Origin of the sequence: Xenorhabdus koppenhoeferi, from assembly GCF_900116635.1 — a bacterium.
Lineage (GTDB): Bacteria > Pseudomonadota > Gammaproteobacteria > Enterobacterales > Enterobacteriaceae > Xenorhabdus > Xenorhabdus koppenhoeferi.
This window is the reverse complement of record NZ_FPBJ01000009.1, coordinates 13,408-30,029: the sequence shown is the minus strand read 5'-3', so window position 1 is coordinate 30,029 and position 16,622 is coordinate 13,408. Positions and strand designations below refer to the sequence as shown.

General features: G+C 44.2%; 14 protein-coding genes. 3 read left to right on the top strand and 11 right to left on the bottom strand.

Annotated elements, in window-relative coordinates; all coding sequences use genetic code 11:
• Position 1: 1 nt before the first annotated feature.
• The 10 genes from rffA to trxA all read right to left on the bottom strand — a co-directional run bounded on the left by rffA (position 2) and on the right by trxA (position 11,335).
• Positions 2 to 1,132: a dTDP-4-amino-4,6-dideoxygalactose transaminase gene (rffA, locus tag BM329_RS04615; RefSeq protein WP_092549596.1), complete on the bottom strand. Its 1,131-nt coding sequence runs from the start codon at positions 1,130 to 1,132 to the stop codon at positions 2 to 4.
• Between the two features lies 1 nt (position 1,133).
• A complete protein-coding gene (gene rffC, locus BM329_RS04610) occupies positions 1,134 to 1,859 on the bottom strand; it encodes a dTDP-4-amino-4,6-dideoxy-D-galactose acyltransferase (protein ID WP_092549593.1) in 726 nt (241 codons plus the stop codon).
• A complete protein-coding gene (gene rfbA, locus BM329_RS04605; protein WP_092549590.1) occupies positions 1,843 to 2,718 on the bottom strand; it encodes a glucose-1-phosphate thymidylyltransferase RfbA in 876 nt (291 codons plus the stop codon). The genes rffC and rfbA overlap by 17 nt, the downstream gene beginning before the upstream one ends.
• Positions 2,719 to 2,736: 18 nt before the next feature.
• Positions 2,737 to 3,822, bottom strand: a complete 1,086-nt coding sequence (gene rffG, locus BM329_RS04600) for a dTDP-glucose 4,6-dehydratase (RefSeq protein ID WP_092549587.1) — start codon at positions 3,820 to 3,822, stop codon at positions 2,737 to 2,739.
• Positions 3,819 to 5,081 (bottom strand): UDP-N-acetyl-D-mannosamine dehydrogenase, encoded by a 1,263-nt coding sequence (gene wecC, locus BM329_RS04595; protein ID WP_092549584.1) that lies wholly within the window; start codon positions 5,079 to 5,081, stop codon positions 3,819 to 3,821. Before wecC ends, rffG begins: the two co-directional genes overlap by 4 nt.
• Entirely contained in the window at positions 5,078 to 6,208 is a 1,131-nt protein-coding gene (gene wecB, locus BM329_RS04590; protein WP_092549581.1) for a non-hydrolyzing UDP-N-acetylglucosamine 2-epimerase, read from the bottom strand. The genes wecC and wecB overlap by 4 nt, the downstream gene beginning before the upstream one ends.
• 169 nt (positions 6,209 to 6,377) lie before the next feature.
• Complete coding sequence (wzzE, locus tag BM329_RS04585) at positions 6,378 to 7,448, bottom strand: ECA polysaccharide chain length modulation protein (protein WP_092549578.1); 1,071 nt, start codon at positions 7,446 to 7,448, stop codon at positions 6,378 to 6,380.
• A 30-nt stretch (positions 7,449 to 7,478) separates the two neighbouring features.
• The gene (gene wecA, locus BM329_RS04580; protein WP_092549575.1) at positions 7,479 to 8,567 is read right to left on the bottom strand and encodes a UDP-N-acetylglucosamine--undecaprenyl-phosphate N-acetylglucosaminephosphotransferase; all 1,089 of its coding nucleotides are present in this window, start codon (positions 8,565 to 8,567) and stop codon (positions 7,479 to 7,481) included.
• Positions 8,568 to 8,959: 392 nt separating this feature from the next.
• Positions 8,960 to 10,219, bottom strand: coding sequence for a transcription termination factor Rho (gene rho, locus BM329_RS04575; protein WP_092549572.1), 1,260 nt, complete (start codon positions 10,217 to 10,219; stop codon positions 8,960 to 8,962).
• Positions 10,220 to 11,008: 789 nt separating this feature from the next.
• On the bottom strand, positions 11,009 to 11,335 hold the full coding sequence (gene trxA, locus BM329_RS04565) for a thioredoxin TrxA (RefSeq protein WP_092549727.1): 327 nt from the start codon (positions 11,333 to 11,335) through the stop codon (positions 11,009 to 11,011).
• A gap of 150 nt (positions 11,336 to 11,485) precedes the next feature.
• On the opposite strand from trxA, the gene rhlB reads away from it, so the two are divergent.
• Both rhlB and BM329_RS04555 read left to right on the top strand, forming a co-directional pair.
• Positions 11,486 to 12,769 (top strand): ATP-dependent RNA helicase RhlB, encoded by a 1,284-nt coding sequence (rhlB, locus tag BM329_RS04560; protein ID WP_092549569.1) that lies wholly within the window; start codon positions 11,486 to 11,488, stop codon positions 12,767 to 12,769.
• 45 nt (positions 12,770 to 12,814) lie between these two features.
• Entirely contained in the window at positions 12,815 to 13,090 is a 276-nt protein-coding gene (locus tag BM329_RS04555; RefSeq protein ID WP_092549566.1) for a hypothetical protein, read from the top strand.
• A gap of 60 nt (positions 13,091 to 13,150) precedes the next feature.
• Here the strand turns inward: BM329_RS04555 and rep are convergent, their stop codons facing one another.
• The gene (gene rep, locus BM329_RS04550) at positions 13,151 to 15,181 is read right to left on the bottom strand and encodes a DNA helicase Rep (RefSeq protein WP_092549563.1); all 2,031 of its coding nucleotides are present in this window, start codon (positions 15,179 to 15,181) and stop codon (positions 13,151 to 13,153) included.
• Between the two features lie 310 nt (positions 15,182 to 15,491).
• On the opposite strand from rep, the gene BM329_RS04545 reads away from it, so the two are divergent.
• Positions 15,492 to 16,607 (top strand): class II histone deacetylase, encoded by a 1,116-nt coding sequence (locus BM329_RS04545; RefSeq protein WP_092549561.1) that lies wholly within the window; start codon positions 15,492 to 15,494, stop codon positions 16,605 to 16,607.
• Positions 16,608 to 16,622: the final 15 nt, after the last annotated feature.

Below are 16,622 nucleotides of genomic sequence, written 5' to 3'. Positions count from 1 at the left end.
ATCAGGCGAAAAATTCCTTGATGCGGTTTATTACAACCTGCTGCTCTTCGTCGGTAATGTTATAGAACATCGGTAAACGAACTAAACGGTCACTTTCACGCGTCGTGAAACGATCCTCACCGTGGAAATAACCACATTTTTCACCTGCTGGGCTAGTATGTAGTGCAACATAGTGGAAAACACTCAGGACACCATGCTCTTTCATATAACGACTGAATTCACTACGTTCTTCAATCTCTTTCAGCTTGATATAGAACATATGGGCATTGTGTTCCAAACCTTCCGGGACAATTGGCAAAATCAAATGCCCGGCATCTGCCAGTGGTTTCAGTGACTGATAATAGTTATCCCATAAAGCCAGACGGCGTTGGTTGATTTTCTCAGCAATTTCCAGCTGTCCCCACAGGTAAGCCGCTTGCAGGTCAGACATCAAATAGCTGGAACCGATATCGTGCCAAGTATATTTATCTACCTGCCCACGGAAAAACTGGCTCCGATTGGTGCCTTTCTCGCGAATAATTTCAGCTCGTTCTATTAAGGATTTAACATTAATTAATGTTGCACCGCCTTCACCACCCGCTGAGTAGTTTTTGGTTTCATGAAAACTGAAACAACCAATATGCCCAATCGTACCCAGAGCGCGGCCTTTATAGGTAGACATGATGCCTTGTGCCGCATCTTCAACCACATACAGATTATATTTTTCCGCCAATGCCATGATGGTATCCATTTCACAGGCTACACCCGCATAATGCACTGGTACAATAACTCGGGTTTTTTCTGTAATGGCTGCTTCAATGTGGGTTTCATCAATATTCATGGTATCAGGGCGGATATCCACGAACACAATGGTTGCACCACGCAGGACGAAAGCGTTGGAAGTCGAAACAAAGGTATAGCTCGGCATGATAACTTCATCACCCGGCTGGATATCCAGCAAAATAGCTGCCATTTCCAGTGAGGCTGTACAAGAAGGTGTCAGCAACACTTTCGGGCAACCAAAGCGCTGTTCCATCCACGTTTCACAACGTTTGGTAAATTCACCATCACCACACAATTTACCACTGGCTATCGCCTGTTTCATGTATTCCAGTTCAGTGCCGACTACCGGTGGTTTGTTAAATGGAATCATTTCATCCTCTGTATAACCAATATGCGGTGCTCTCGATGATGGCACCACGACGTGTATAAAGACGCAAGGCAGCAATGTTACTGATTTGTGTTGCCACTCTCAGCTGCTGAATCTGATGATGATGACACCACTGCTGCGCCACCGACATTAATTTTTTCCCAATTCCTTGATGATGATTGTCTGGTACGGCTGCCAGTAAGCCAATACGCGCTTCATGGCTACCGATATCTCGTAAGGTGACGAATCCCATCATTTGACCGTATTCATTATTGATAAGCAGGCATTCGTGATCAAATGTGCCCAAAACCGCTTTTTCAACCCACATCGCATAGAACCGGCCGCTGTCACCCGTTTGATACCACGGCGCGCGGAAGCGGCTTGCCTTGAATACCTGCTCCGCAACCGCTTTCAATGCAGGTATATCTTGTGGTTTTGCAGTAATGAGTTCTGAAGCTGAATTTTGTCCGGTTTGAGTACCTGCCAATCCCCCGGCATCAAGCGATAACAGTAAATCTGCCTCACCTTCTACCAGAGAAAAGCCCAGAACAGACAGTTCATCAATAATCGCCGTCTGCTGGGCAGGCACCTTTGCCTGCACCAGTGCATATTTATCCAGATGGGAGGTTATTACCACTGCCGCTTCAGGTGATAAATTCAGGCGGGCGGTGGACAAACCAAAAAACTGGCTATCCCAAACCAGTGGTTCAAGATTAGCGTGAATAGACATTGAGCAAATCCATTAAATATTTGCCGTAACCTGTTTTTGACAAGTCTACGGCAGCCGCTTTGATCTGTTCCGAATTCAACCACTCATTGCGCCATGCTATCTCTTCCAGACAGGCAATTTTGAAACCTTGTCGTTTTTCGACTGTCTGAACAAAAGTGCTGGCTTCAATCAGGCTGTCATGAGTGCCGGTATCCAACCACGCAAAACCACGCCCTAATAATTCGACACTCAATTCACCGCATTCCAGATACATCTGATTAATGCTGGTGATTTCCAGTTCACCACGGGCGGAAGGTTTCACTTGTTTAGCAAAATCCACCACTTTGTTGTCGTAAAAATAGAGTCCGGTCACCGCCCAGTTGGATTTAGGCTGCACCGGTTTTTCTTCAATGGAAAGCACACGATATTGCTCATCAAATTCCACGACACCAAACCGCTCAGGATCCATTACTTGATAACCGAAGACAGTAGCCCCGGCTTTGCGTGCTGCCACACTTCGCAGTTTCGGGCTAAATGACTGACCAAAAAAGATATTATCTCCGAGAACTAAACAGCATGCATCATCACCAATAAATTCTTCACCAATCAAAAATGCCTGTGCTAAGCCATCAGGAGAAGGTTGCTCTATATAGCTGAGATTGATGCCAAATTGCTCACCGTTGCCCAATAACCGTTTAAAAACAGGTAAATCTTCCGGTGTGGATATAATCAGGATATCGCGTATACCCGACAGCATTAAAACTGATAGCGGATAATAAATCATCGGCTTGTCATAAATGGGCAATAGCTGTTTTGAAATACCGCGGGTTATTGGGTATAAGCGAGTGCCAGAACCTCCCGCCAGTATAATTCCTTTCATGTTCTCCCCCTGACGGGCTTATTCATTTCCCAGCCCAAGACGTTCTCCTGCATAAGAACCATCTTGCACCCTGCGCCACCAGTTCTCATGTTCCAGATACCATTGTACAGTTTTGCGAATGCCGGATTCGAATGTTTCCTGTGGCATCCAACCCAGTTCGCGCTCAATTTTTGCTGCATCAATGGCATAACGCATGTCATGCCCCGGACGATCTGCCACATAGGTAATCAGATCCCGGTAATGCATAATACACTCGGGTCTTTCAGGCCATCTTTTTTCAGGACAAAGTTCTTCCAGCAATTCACAAATCGTTTCCACGACATCGATATTTCTGCGCTCGTTATGTCCACCGATGTTATAGGTTTCGCCAGACTCAGCTCTGGTTACGACCAAATACAACGCCCGGGCGTGATCTTCCACATATAACCAGTCACGGATTTGTTCTCCCTTGCCGTAAACCGGCAACGGCTGACCTGCCAGCGCATTCAGAATCACCAATGGGATCAGTTTTTCCGGGAAATGATAAGGCCCGTAGTTATTCGAACAATTGGTGATTACGGTCGGTAAACCATAGGTGCGATGCCATGCCCTGACCAGATGATCACTGGAAGCCTTTGAAGCAGAATAAGGGCTGCTCGGAGCATAAGGCGTAGTTTCAGTGAAGAAACCGTCTTCGCCGTGTAAGTCACCATAGACTTCATCTGTTGAGATATGATGGAAACGGAATGCCAACTGTTTTTCCTGATCCAGCTGCTGCCAAAATGCACGCGCCGCTTCCAGCAAAGTATAAGTACCAATAATATTGGTTTCGATGAAAGCCGCAGGGCCATCAATGGAACGATCAACATGGCTTTCTGCTGCCAGATGCATGACGGCATCCGGCTGATATTGCTGAAACATGCGATCTAACTCGTCACGCTGGCAGATATCAACCTGCTCAAATGTATAACGAGGATGAGCAGCAACCGGAGCCAATGACTCAAGATTGCCGGCATAAGTCAGACTATCGACGACGACGACACTGTCTTCAGTCTCGTTGATTATGTGGCGAACAACTGCGGAGCCGATGAAACCTGCGCCACCTGTAATAAGAATTCGTTTCAACGCCAGACTCCTTTTGTATCAACAACCCATTTTTGTTTTACTGCATCACCACCAATGGCTTTAAACTGTCTGTGATCTACCAGCATCAGCAAAACATCAGCCTCTTCCAATGCCTGCACCACATCTATCAGCTCCACTAAACCTTTCAGCGACTTGGGCAGTTCATGCACATTAGGTTCGACAGCCACGGTTTGCCCCACATGCCACTGTGCAACCATTTCAGTGATATGAACCGCAGGGCTTTCACGTAAATCATCAATATTCGGTTTAAAGGCCAGACCAAAACAGGCAATTTTGACCTCATTCGCCCGTTTGCCACTCTCTGTCAGGCAGTCAGCTACTGCAGCCTTTACTTGATCAACCACCCAACGTGGCTTGCTATCATTTACTAAACGAGCAGTATGAATCAAGCGGGATTGTTCAGGATTCTGGGATACGATAAACCACGGATCGACTGCGATGCAGTGCCCTCCTACTCCTGGGCCGGGTTGCAGGATATTTACGCGGGGATGACGGTTTGCCAGACTGATCAGTTCCCAAACATTGATTCCCTGCTCAGCACAGATCAAAGAGAGTTCGTTGGCAAAGGCAATATTGACATCACGGAAGCTGTTTTCAGTCAACTTGCACATCTCCGCTGTTTTGGCATTGGTGATCACACATTCGCCTTCAAGGAATATTTTGTACAGTTCGCTTGCCCTGCGGGATGATTTGTCTGTCATACCTCCCACCACCCGATCATTTTTGATCAATTCCACCATCACTTGACCCGGCAAAACACGCTCAGGGCAATAAGCGATATCAATATCTGAGTTCTCGCCTGCCAGTTGAGGGAATGAGAGATCAGGGCGTGCCGCAGCCAACCACTCAGCCATTTGTTCTGTCGTTCCAACCGGCGAAGTCGATTCCAGAATAATCAAATCACCTTTCTTCAAGACTGGCGCTATTGATTCAGCAGCAGAACGCACATAAGCCATATCCGGTTCATGCTCCCCTTTGAAAGGAGTAGGTACAGCAATCAAGAAAGCATCCGCAGCTTGTGGTGCAGTCACGGCTTTCAGGTAGCCTCCCTCGACCGCAACCTTTACAATTTTATCTAAATCAGGTTCAACAATATGAATCGCGCCACGGTTAATCGTCTCTACGGCATGTTGATTGACATCAACACCGATGACCCTCTTTTGGCAAGAGGCAAATGCCGCTGCGGTGGGCAAACCAATATAACCAAGGCCGATCACAGAAATTGTTCCAAAACTCATAATGTCACCTGATTTTTCTTCAATGCTTCAAGAATTCGCTGGCAAGCCTGGCCATCACCATAAGGGTTATGGGCATGGCTCATTTGTTGATAGGCGATGTCATCCCTTAATAGACGAGTCACTTCTGCAACGATAGTCTGGGTTTCTGTCCCAACCAATCGCACAATACCTGCATCTACTGCTTCCGGTCGTTCAGTAGTATTACGCATGACCAGCACAGGTTTTCCCAAAGAAGGGGCTTCTTCCTGAATTCCTCCTGAATCCGTCAAGATTATGTAGGCATGGTTCATCAGATAGACGAATGGCAGGTAATCCTGCGGTTTGATCAAAATAACGTTATCAATGTTATGCAGAATACGTTTAACGGGTTCACTCACATTCGGGTTCAAATGAACAGGATAAACAACCTGAACATCAGGATGTGTTCTGGCAATCTGCGCCAATGCTTCGCAAATACGCTCAAACCCCTTACCAAAGCTCTCACGACGGTGGCCTGTCACCAAAATGATCTTCTTATTCGGGTCAATGAAAGGGTAAAGTCCCGCAAGCTGACCATACATCGTTTTATCATTTATGATACGGTCACGTACCAAGAGCAGAGCATCAATCACCGTATTGCCCGTAACAAAAATTCGGTTTTCTGCAATGAACTCTCTTAAAAGATTATTCCGAGAATTCTCCGTCGGGGCAAAATGGTACATTGCCAAGTGCCCGGCGATCTTACGGTTAGCTTCTTCCGGCCACGGGGAATACAAATCTCCCGTTCTCAACCCTGCCTCAACATGGCCGACCGGAATATGCTGATAGAACGCGGCCAGACTGGTTGCCATGGTCGTCGTGGTATCACCATGTACCAACACTACATCTGGTTTGAATTCTTCCAGTACAGGCTTTATACCTTGCAAGATCCGGCATGTAATATCCGTAAGATCCTGCCCTTTTTGCATGATATTGAGATCAAAATCAGGCGTTATCCCAAACAAATGCAAAACCTGATCCAGCATCTCTCTATGCTGAGCAGTAACACACACTTTTGCATCAAAGGCAGCATCCCTAGACAATGCGTGTACCAACGGCGCCATTTTAATGGCTTCCGGCCGAGTACCAAACACAGTCAACACTTTCACAGTGGCTCTCTCATTTTGTCAATCATTGTAGATAACTCTAAGAAAAGGCATGGTTAATTGCTATTTCTATCTCTGCTTCCGACCAATCCGCATACAAAATGCAGGCTGCCGGAAACAGTCATTATTTTCCTATTACCTTAAATAAAATCTATGAGTTATTTAAATACGGCTATTTATTTGAACTGATGGAACGCTGACGCCTTACCAGGGCAAAACCTGCACCAAACAACATGCCAACAGCGCCCCACATAACCATCATGAAAACACGGCGGGGGCTATCCCGGCTAACGGGTTCCTCAGGGGTTCTGAGATAACGGTAAGTTTGGAAAGTGTCTTGCAGGGTTGGACCGACATTCAATGTCGCCAGCATCGCTATATTCTGATCATAATCGATGCTGTAGTTGGCACCAGTAGCTTCTAATGTTTCAATCTGAGCCTGTAACAATGATGTACCCAACATAAACATTTTGGATTCTGACAACTCTTCGATAGGAATGTCTGTTTGATTACGGTGAATACCTTGCTTCTCTGCCACTTTCAGTGATTGCTGCAACACATTCAATTCGCGTGTGTACATTGCCTTGGCCACCATCACCTGACGTTTGACCAACGCTTTCATCGACTGGGTACGCGTCGCCCATGCACCTTTTATTTCATTATTCAGATGTTCGCTCGCCCGCTGATTAGCAAACGCAATATATTTGCGTAGAAGCTGATTGGCATCGGCAGCCATTTCTGCTGTCAATTTAATACTGTCATTCTGCACATTTTTGCCATCACTGTGCATGATATGAATATGATTGATCAATTCATCCAGCAATACAGCATCCGCTTTGGCTCTCCCTTCCTTGCGCTGTTTGTAATAATCAGAATGAAGCCAAAATTCGCGACGAGTGTCATACGCTGCCACCTGCGTCATAAATTCTTTATATGCACCATCCGGTATAGTCGGCAATTGTGCCTCTGGCGAGGCATTGATGTGAGTATCCAAATTGCGCAAAAATTGTTGTTGAGAATAATAACTACCCAAATTATTGGTTGTCGGTAAGTCTACAATAGCGGTTGCGCTCCACTTTTGCTGCATCAGATACGATACAATCAGAGCGACGGCAGCGAAAATCATTGCCAGTGCGATAATCCATATCTTTCCTTTCCATAGAGCACGACATAACGCACGAACATCCAACTCATACTCTATAGCAGGTTGATCCTGTTTAGATTTCGTTTCTGAGTTTATCACTGCACAAAACCTCTTTGATAAGTCAATATATTAATGATGACTTGCTTCCCGACGCATGCGACGTTTGCACCGTTTGATAAAACGGGCTACCCGCCATGCTCGTTTGATACAGTAGCCATACAGCACAAATGCAAGCAAAAATAATGCCAACATCACCCATTCAGGGACGAAACTTAACCGTTCTCCAATAATTCCAACAGATGCCAACAAACCTGCCACCAAAGTAATCAAGACAAATGCCTGACGAGAGGTGAAACCAGCACGCATAACCAGATGATGAATGTGCTGGCGATCCGGAGAAAACGGACTCATCCCCTTGCGCAATCGACGATACATAATGGCAACCATATCTATTAATGGGATGGCGATGATCCATAATGCCGTCACAGGGCTAATAGGACGGTTTTCTCCTTGAGTCGCTTCCGTCAGTAACCAGATAATGGTAAAGCCAATTAGAGTACTTCCTGCATCCCCCATAAATACTTTGAAACGCTTTCCGAGTAACCCAAGGTTGAAAAAAATGTAAGGTAATATTCCTGCAATAACCGTGAAACACCAAAATGCGAGTCCCGTATTACCATTTTCGTACAATAAAACGCCTAGCGCACCGAAAGAAACACAGGATAATCCACCCAAAAGGCCATCAATGCCATCCACCATGTTGAAAGCATTAATGGCGGCCCAGACAGCGAATAAAGTCATAACATAGCTGAATGGTCCCAGTGTCATTTCCCATGGACCGAAAGCATTACCTAAGCTTTCAAGCTTAAGGCCCGCAAAATACATCATACTGATACCAACCAGAGCCTGAATGGTTGCGCGAATCTTCACACTGATATCAAAACGATCATCTAATACACCGATAAAAACCAATACCGTTGCACAAGCCAGATATGACCATTTATGTGGTATAAACTCTCTGGTTATAGCAAATGCAAAACAGACTCCGAGAAAAACAGATATTCCCCCCACCAAAGGGACTAAGCCATGGTGATGTTTTCGGTGATTCGGCTTATCGACCAGACCGATATTTTTTGCCATCTTGCGTGCCACGAACAAAAACACAAACGAAAATATAAACACGCAAAAAATTTCAACACTCATGCTGGGGATATTCACAATAACAGCTCTCTGCAAAAATAATGGTAAGTTATCTATATTGTTTAACTTATGGATAGTTATGACAACGGATACATAAGTTTAGTATTAACACTAGACATCCTACCGTGTATAGGAAATCAATGCATGGTAATACTCACTCGCTCTAACCATAGAATAGATATGAACAATCATTATTTACTAACCATTCTTAAGGTATTAGTTCAGTAAAATATTCAGCCAACCATTCAACAAAGCAATATATATGCCATTTCAGCTAACCTGTAAAAAGATGGATAAAAAAACGCCACAAAAATGTGACGTTTTAACAAAGTAGCTAATTTTGCTGTGTTATGAATTCCCTTTTACAGGGCTATCAATTTATTCACAAAACTGTTAATTCACTCAAGGAACTATGAACGTTTCATAAAGTCGAAGAATTCTTCGTTTGTTTTTGTCATAGCCAGTTTGTTAATAAGGAATTCCATCGCATCGATTTCACCCATTGGGTGAATAATTTTACGTAGGATCCACATTTTCTGTAGCTCATCCTGTACAGTGAGCAGCTCTTCTTTACGTGTTCCAGAACGATTATAATCAATAGCAGGGAAAACACGTTTTTCAGCGATTTTACGGGACAGGTGTAATTCCATGTTACCTGTACCTTTAAATTCTTCGTAAATAACTTCATCCATTTTGGAACCAGTATCAACCAGCGCAGTGGCGATGATGGTCAGGCTACCACCTTCTTCAACATTACGTGCAGCACCAAAGAAACGTTTTGGACGATGCAGGGCATTCGCATCCACACCACCAGTCAATACCTTACCGGATGCAGGAACGACGGTGTTATATGCACGAGCCAGACGGGTAATGGAATCCAGCAGGATAATGACATCTTTTTTATGCTCAACCAGACGTTTTGCTTTTTCGATCACCATTTCAGCCACTTGAACGTGACGAGAAGCTGGTTCATCAAAAGTTGAAGCAATGACTTCGCCTTTTACCAGACGCTGCATTTCGGTCACTTCTTCTGGACGCTCATCAATCAGCAGTACCATCAGAACACAGTCTGGGTAGTTATGAGCAATGTTAGCTGCAATATTTTGCAGCAGCATGGTTTTACCCGCTTTTGGTGGAGCAACGATCAAACCACGTTGACCGCGACCAATCGGAGCAGCCAAGTCCAACACACGAGCGGTCAAATCCTCAGTAGAACCATTACCACGTTCCATGCGCAGACGGTTATTGGCATGAAGCGGAGTCAGGTTTTCAAACAGGATTTTATTGCGGGCATTTTCAGGTTTGTCAAAGTTAACTTCATTAACTTTCAGCAGGGCAAAATAGCGTTCACCTTCTTTTGGTGGGCGGATTTTCCCTGAAATGGTATCACCGGTACGGAGGTTGAAACGGCGGATTTGACTAGGAGAAACGTAAATATCATCGGGACCTGCAAGGTAAGAACTGTCTGCGGAGCGGAGGAAACCAAATCCATCCTGTAATATCTCCAGCACACCATCTCCGAAAATATCCTCTCCACTTTTTGCGTGTTGTTTGAGAATAGAGAAAATGATGTCTTGCTTACGCATACGAGCCAGATTTTCCAGCCCCATATTTTCGCCAAGAGTAATCAACTCAGATACTGGCGTATTCTTTAATTCGGTAAGATTCATAATGGTGGGTTCTTTAACTCGGGGTATATCTCGAACTCTGAACGTGAATGGTATGGCAACGTTATCGGTGCCTGTTTATTTGTACCAGAAACGAATAAAACCTTCTAACATATTTATATTACAAGGCAGTAACTTGAAGTACTCAGATTGATTGCAAAATAAGACTGACAAACTGTCAAAACACGACTGAGATAATAACGAAACGTGGTTAGTTTCAATAATAAGAACTATTTCAAATAAAAACTATCTCAGCATAAGCATTATCTTGGTATGAGCACTGTTTATAACTATACCCGTCGTCTTTCAAGTTGCAGCTTTGTTGGCTGCGCTCACTCACCCCAGTTACATAGTTAGCTATGCTCTTGGGGATTCATTCCCTTGCCGTCGCGCTGCATCTTGAAATCCATTGGGTATATAAAAATTATAACTACAAAAACATCCTGCTTAGAGATGTTCAGTATCAGAACGCTATCAGCGAACTAAGCCATATACTAAATATCCTGTATATAGACTCAGCGAATTTACCAAATGCGATATGCTATCAGATACTTCAGGTGATCCAGAAATAACAGATTTATCAGATACTACAGGTTTTTTAGTATGCAACATGCATAATGTCAACTCTTTACACCAATAAACCTTTATATCAAATAAAAAATTCACTCATGAAATGTTTTATACGAGCATGTAATCGCTAACTTACCATGCTTCGTAGCAGACGTCTAGCGGTCAATAAGATAAATCATCCTATATGCTAAACGCCCGTAATTACTGTGACCTGACTCTAAATTAAAGGTGTGGTTCCAAAAACGCTTTCAGTTGAGTTTTTGACAGTGCGCCCACTTTTACCGCAACCTTCTCACCATCTTTAAACAGAATCATTGTTGGGATACCGCGAATACCGAATTTTGGTGCTGTTTCAGTGTGATCATCGACATTCAGCTTAGCAACTTTCAGTTTACCAGCAAAATCTGAAGAGATTTCATCCAAAATAGGAGCAATCATTTTACAAGGGCCACACCATTCAGCCCAAAATTCAACGAGGACAGGACCTTTTACATTCAGTTTATCTTCGTTGAAATCACTGTCAGCCAAATGAACGATACCTGCATTCACAACTTCATCGTTCACAATTTTTTCATTCATTTTTTGCTCCAAAAGTAAAATCTTTTACAGTGTCAGTGTACCTTAACCAACACTAGGGTGTCTTTATTTCAGCGGATACACTTTCTTAAAGCAATAGTTAACTGATATTCTTACCACACTATGAGCAAAACACATTTGACAGAAAAGAAGTTTTCCGACTTCGCATTGCACCCCAAGGTCTTGGGAGCTCTTGATAAAAAAGGGTTTTCCAACTGCACGCCAATACAGGCGCTAACATTGCCTTTTACTGTCGAAGGCCGAGATGTTGCGGGACAAGCACAAACCGGAACAGGCAAGACGCTGGCATTTTTAGCGTCTACTTTTCATTACTTATTGACTCATCCTGTGGGGAAAGAACGTAAAATCAATCAGCCAAGAGCGCTGATTATGGCACCTACCCGCGAATTAGCTGTCCAGATATACTCTGACGCAGAAGAATTGTCGGAAGTTACTGGATTAAAAATGGGTCTTGCCTACGGCGGCGACGGCTATGATAAACAGCTTAAGGTGCTGGAATCTGGCGTTGATATCGTCATTGGCACAACAGGTCGTTTGATCGATTATACAAAACAAGGTCATATCCATCTTAGTGCGATTCAAGTCATCGTGCTCGATGAAGCAGATCGCATGTACGATTTGGGTTTTATCAAAGATATTCGCTGGCTGTTCCGCCGCATTCCGGCAGCTACGGAAAGAATGAATCTGCTCTTTTCTGCAACACTATCTTATCGGGTGCGTGAATTGGCATTTGAACAGATGAATAATCCTGAATATGTGGAAGTAGAACCCCTGCAAAAAACAGGGCACCGCATTCAGGAAGAGCTATTTTACCCTTCCAATGAAGAAAAAATGCGTCTGTTACAGACGTTGCTGGAAGAAGAGTGGCCTGATCGCTGCATTATTTTTGCCAATACCAAACACCGCTGTGAAGATATTTGGGCCCATCTGGCTGCTGATGGTCATCGTGTCGGTCTTCTGACAGGTGATGTCGCCCAGAAAAAGCGCCTGCGTATTCTTGAGGAATTCAGTCTGGGTAATCTGGATATTTTGGTGGCTACCGACGTTGCCGCCCGTGGACTGCATATTCCGTCGGTGACACATGTATTTAACTATGATCTGCCGGATGACTGTGAAGATTATGTTCACCGTATTGGCCGGACAGGGCGCGCCGGAGAAAGTGGGCATTCTATCAGCCTGGCATGTGAAGAGTATGTATTGAACTTGCCGGCCATTGAAGAGTATATCCAGCACCAAATCCCGGTCAGCAAATATAATAGTGATGCGTTATTACAAGATCTGCCAGTTCCTAAGCGCCGTAATCGCGCACGCTCAGGGGGACACCCACGCCGCTCTAATATGCCGCGCCGTGGAAATCCAACACGCAACCGTCAACGTCCGAGTTAATACAATACGGCGCTGAAATAACACATGTATGTCGGAATAAATACTATGCTGGGTTTTTCTTCGCTCTATGCTGCTATCGATTTAGGCTCAAACAGTTTCCATATGCTGGTTGTCCGTGAAGTATCCGGATTTTTACCGATTGGACAAGATATTCGTGCAAGAACCTTGCACAATATTCAACAACGTTCTCAATTGGATACTGAGCAGGCACAGATGCAGCATCCTCTCAGGGCAGAAGCATTACAGCAAGAAATAAAATGGCAGGGTTATGTTCAGTGGTCTTTGTTCCTTGAAGAACAAAATAATCCCTGTTTAGATTAAGCTTTTACTTTAGTTATTCTGTATTCATTAAGAATACAGAATAACTAAAGGGACAGGTACTTACTTACCTACGTTTTTCTGACCAAGCCCTAAACGTGATTTAATATCTGCAAGACGCGACTGCCCCTGTTTCATTCGCTCTTCCGCACTAACCACGCGTTTACTTTGTGGCCAATCCAGATCATCTTGTGGTAGCTCAAGCAAGAATCGGCTTGGCTCAGGGCGGATCAATTCACCATACTGACGACGCTCTTTGCTCAGAGTAAAAAATAGTTCTCTCTGCGCACGGGTAATGCCGACATAAGCCAAACGGCGCTCTTCCTCAATGTTATCTTCATCAATACTGCTCTGATGTGGTAACAACCCCTCTTCAATGCCAACCAGAAAAACGTAAGGGAATTCCAGCCCTTTGGAAGCATGCAACGTCATCAGCTGAACCTGATCCAGCTCTTCGTCTTCTTCCCCACGCTCCAGCATATCCCGCAGAGTAAAGCGCGCCACTACCTGAGAAAGGCTCATTGATTCATTCAAGTCATTTCCCTCAAGCATTTCGCTCATCCAAGTGAAAAGCTGATTGACATTTTTCATTCTCATTTCAGCCGCTTTCGGGCTGGGGGAAGTTTCATATAGCCAGCTTTCGTAATCCATACCACGCAGTAAGTCCCTTACAGCCAATAACGGTTCACACTCCGTCTGTTTGGATATTTCATCCATCCAGTGAGTAAAACGCTGCAATGCAGCCAAACCACGTCCTGTCAGATACTGCTCCAGTCCAAAATCAAAACTGGCTTGATATAAACTCTTGTTACGTTGATTCGCCCACTCACCTAACTTCTGGATTGTCACCGCCCCGATTTCTCGCCGTGGTGTATTGACGATACGCAAAAACGCGCTGTCATCCTCTGGATTAATCAAAACACGCAGATACGAGAGTAAGTCCTTGATCTCAGGCCGAGAAAAAAACGATGTCCCTCCCGAAATGCGGTAAGGGATCCGGTTTTGCATCAACATTTTTTCGAAGATACGGGACTGATGATTACCACGATAAAGAATGGCGTAATCTTTATATTCTGTTTTATTGATAAAGTGATGGGCGATCAGTTCTCCCACTACCCGCTCAGCTTCATGATCTTCATTGTTGGCTTCAATCACTCGGAGGGGATCACCATAGCCCAATTCTGAAAAGAGTTTTTTCTCAAATACATGGGGGTTGTTGGCTATCAGAATATTAGCTGACTTCAATATTCGTCCTGATGAACGGTAATTCTGTTCCAGTTTGATCACATTCAACTGCGGGAAGTCTTCTTTCAGCAGGATCAAATTTTGTGGACGGGCACCACGCCATGAATATATGGACTGATCATCATCGCCGACCACGGTAAAACGAGCACGATTGCCCACCAGCAATTTCACCAATTGGTATTGGCTGGTATTCGTATCCTGATACTCATCCACCAGCAGATAACGAATTTTATTCTGCCAGCGCTCCCTGACTTCTTCATCACGCATTAACAACAGAGTAGGTTTGGTAATCAGATCATCAAAATCAAGAACGTTACAGCTGTTCAGATGTAAATCATAACGACGGTAACACTCTGCAAATTGGTGCTCCTGCGCCGTACGAACCCTCCTGATCACCTGCTCTGGTGGAATTAATTCATTCTTCCAGTTACAAATACTGGAAATAAGCTTTTGCAATAAATCCTTATCTTCTTCCAACAGATCTGCCGTGAGATCTTTCAGTAAAACCATCTGATCGTGATCATCAAACAACGAAAAATTGCTCTTCATACCCAGAGCTTTATATTCACGCTTGATGATCTCCAAGCCCAAGGTGTGGAAAGTTGAGATCATCAACCCTCGCGTTTCCTTGCGCCCTAAGGTTTGCGATACACGCTCTTTCATCTCGCGGGCCGCCTTATTGGTAAAGGTGACCGCTGCAATATAGCGAGGCAAATAACCGCAATTGCGGATTAAATGGGCAATTTTATTAGTAATCACCCGGGTCTTGCCAGAACCTGCCCCAGCCAGAACCAGACAAGGCCCCGTTACAAATTCAACCGCTTGTTGTTGGCTTGGATTTAATTGCATATTGTTTCGAAAATTATATCAGGATGAAAGTTCAGGGAACGAAATTGTAGCAGAAAGCCAGGCTAAGAGGCGGTTTTCTTTATTTTATACAGCCGCCAGAATAAAACTGTTTTTTCTATTAATTGAAATACATAACATTTTCTTAAGTTCATTAGTGTTATAACAATTATTATTCTTATTAACATTAAGTAACAATTTAAAATTGTAGATCACTTCTTCCCTACTCTTCGCGCTGCGAGGAGTAAGGGTACCTCATAAGTGTGTATCACTATTATGAAAGCCATTTAAATCGGTAACAAGGAGGATATTAATGCAACGTAAGACAGGCTTTTTCTTTGATGAACTTTGTTTCTGGCACAATTCTGCATTACAACATGTCGTCACATTTCCCGTTGGTAGGTGGGTACAACCACCCAGTAATACTGGGCATGCCGAATCCCCCGAAACCAAACGCAGAATGAAAAACTTAATGGATGTTTCCGGTTTAAATCGTTCTCTATACTTACGTAGTGCTGAACCTCTTGATGATGCAACATTAAAGCTGGTTCATACCGAAGCGTATTTACAGCGTTTTAAGTTTATGAGTGATAATGGCGGAGGAATATTGGGGCCTGAAGCACCGATGGGACAAGGCAGCTATGAAATTGCCAAATTATCTGCCGGGCTTACCTATGCAGCAGTAGAAGTCGTGTTGAATGGTGAATTGGATAATGCTTACAGCCTTTCCCGTCCGCCCGGTCACCACTGTCTGCCTGATCGAGCGATGGGTTTCTGCTTCCTTGCCAATATTGCTCTTGCCATTGAACACGCAAAGGAAAAAGTTGGTGTTGGACGAGTTGCTGTGATTGACTGGGATGTTCATCACGGTAACGGAACTCAGCATATTTTCTGGGAACGTGATGATGTTTTGACTATTTCACTACACCAGGATGGCTGTTATCCCGAAGGTTACAGTGGCGAAAATGATATCGGTGCGGGTGAAGGAGAAGGTTTCAATATCAATATTCCATTAATGGCCGGCGCTGGACACAATAGTTATCTCTATGCCGTGGAGCAGATTGTACTCCCTGCCTTGCAACGTTTCCAACCTGAATTGATTATTGTTGCCTGCGGATATGATGCTAATGCTTACGATCCTCTGGCTCGAATGCAACTGCATAGTGGCAGTTTCCGCGAAATGACTCACAAAATACAACAGGCAGCAGATGAGTTATGTCATGGCAAATTGGTTATGGTTCATGAGGGAGGATACACCGAAGCTTATGTCCCTTTCTGTGGTTTAGCCGTTATGGAAGAGTTAAGTGGTATTCGTACTGAAGTCAACGATCCTATACTCAATGCAATTCAATTGCAGCAGCCAAAAGAAAGATTCGAAATGTTCCAGCGTCAAGCTATTGATGAATTGAAATCAAGGTTTGGTTTGTAGAGTCGGAAATATTCT